The 1609-nt window shown below is 57.8% G+C and carries 1 protein-coding gene; it reads right to left on the bottom strand.

The window, feature by feature from the left end:
• Window positions 1-30: 30 nt before the first annotated feature.
• Window positions 31-1569, bottom strand: a complete 1539-nt coding sequence (locus ACCC97_RS28705) for an IS3 family transposase (RefSeq protein ID WP_413336358.1) — start codon at window positions 1567-1569, stop codon at window positions 31-33.
• Window positions 1570-1609 lie beyond the last annotated feature (40 nt).

The following is a 1609-nucleotide window of genomic DNA, read 5'->3' as shown; positions in this document are numbered from 1 at the left end:
AGGGGGTGCGGATAAAAACTTGGACTGGTTTTATGCTGCAAGTCCAAGGCTCACCCGGTATTCGATGGGGCTGAGGGAGCCGAGAGAGATCTTGATTCTCTTCTCGTTGTACCAGCGGATGTACGAGTCGACCGCCTCGATGAATTGCTCAATGGTGGCATTCTTCCAGTCCCGAGGATAGAACAGCTCGTTCTTCAGTCGACCGAAGAAGCCTTCGCAAGCGGCGTTGTCAGGTGAGCATGCCTTGCGGGACATCGAGCGTGTGAGGTTCGCGTCGCTCATTCTTGATAGCCAACCAGGCCAGCGGTAGTGGCCGCCCCGATCGGAGTGAACCACAGGCCGGTCTGTCGTTTCGGCCACTGTCTCGATGGCTGCATCCAGCATCGTGTTGACCAACTCGGCGTCCGGACTGGTCCCAATCGTCCAGCTGACGACCATTCCATCGAAGCAGTCGATGATCGGCGAGAGGTACACCTTGCCAGCCGGGATCTGGAACTCCGTGATATCCGTAAGCCATTTCTCATTAGGGACTGCGGCCTGGAAGTCGCGGTTGATGAGGTTCTCAGGCGCTGGACTGATCTCGCCAAGGTATGACGCATACCTGCGCTTCCTGGGCTTTGGAACAACCAGGCTTTCCTGCTTCATCAACCGCTGCACGACCTTCTCGGAGATCGCGACGTCCTGTCTGGTGAGCGAAGCTTGCAGCCTGCGGTAGCCATAGCAGCGATGGTTCGACTCAAAGATGTCGGTGATGGATTGCCGCACCTCCAGGTACTTGTCGCCCACCGCTGCGCGGGCCCGATGGTAGAAGTACGAGCTACGCGCAAGATCCAACTGTGCAAGGAGCTCTGGCAGGCCATAGTGCTCCCTGAGGGTGTCAACCAGCCGTGTCTTCTCCCGGTTGGACAGGAGCTGCAGGTCGACGCTCAGGCCTTTTTTTAACAGTTCGTTGGCCTTGTTCAAGAGATCCTGCTCGAGGCGCAGTTGCCTGACTTCGCGGCGCAGTGACTCAACCTGGTGCTCGAGCTCGTCGCGCTCTTGCGACGGCGGAGATTGATTGGTACTTTTCATGGATGCGGGTGCCTCACGTCCCAGAAGTTGATTCTTCCAGTTGTACAGCGTTGGCCGGCACACGCCGAACTTGTCGCCTACAGCTTGCGCACTTGCCTCACGCGTGCAAAGCTCCATGACTCCCGCTTGCATCAGCTCCCCGGAATATCTTCGTCGCCCCACACTGCCGACGACTGTCCTTCTAGCCTCAGGAAGGGCCTCGCGAACCCACGCGGTCAGTGTCCCTCTGCCGGGGTAGCCCAATGCCCTCATGGTGGCAGCAATGCAGCGGTCGTGAGTGAGGTAGTGCTCGATAGCTACCGCTTTTTGTTCCTGCGAGAACTTGGGTCTCCGGCCCGCATAGCCCGCTGGCAAGTCGAGCTTCTGCTGGTATTCGCTGTACCAGCACTTCAGAGAATTCTTTGTTGGATAACCCAGCTGGCGGATGGTGGGTCTGACGCGTTTGCCAAGCTTGATGTAGAGCTCAACGGCTCGAATCCGATCTTCGTAGGAATACACGAACTACCTCCTGGTAGTCCAAGTTTTCGTCCGCACCCCC

Origin of the sequence: Variovorax sp. Varisp85 (assembly GCF_047304045.1) — a bacterium.
Taxonomy (GTDB): Bacteria; Pseudomonadota; Gammaproteobacteria; order Burkholderiales; family Burkholderiaceae_C; genus Variovorax.
This window is presented reverse-complemented; position numbering and strand designations above follow the sequence as displayed.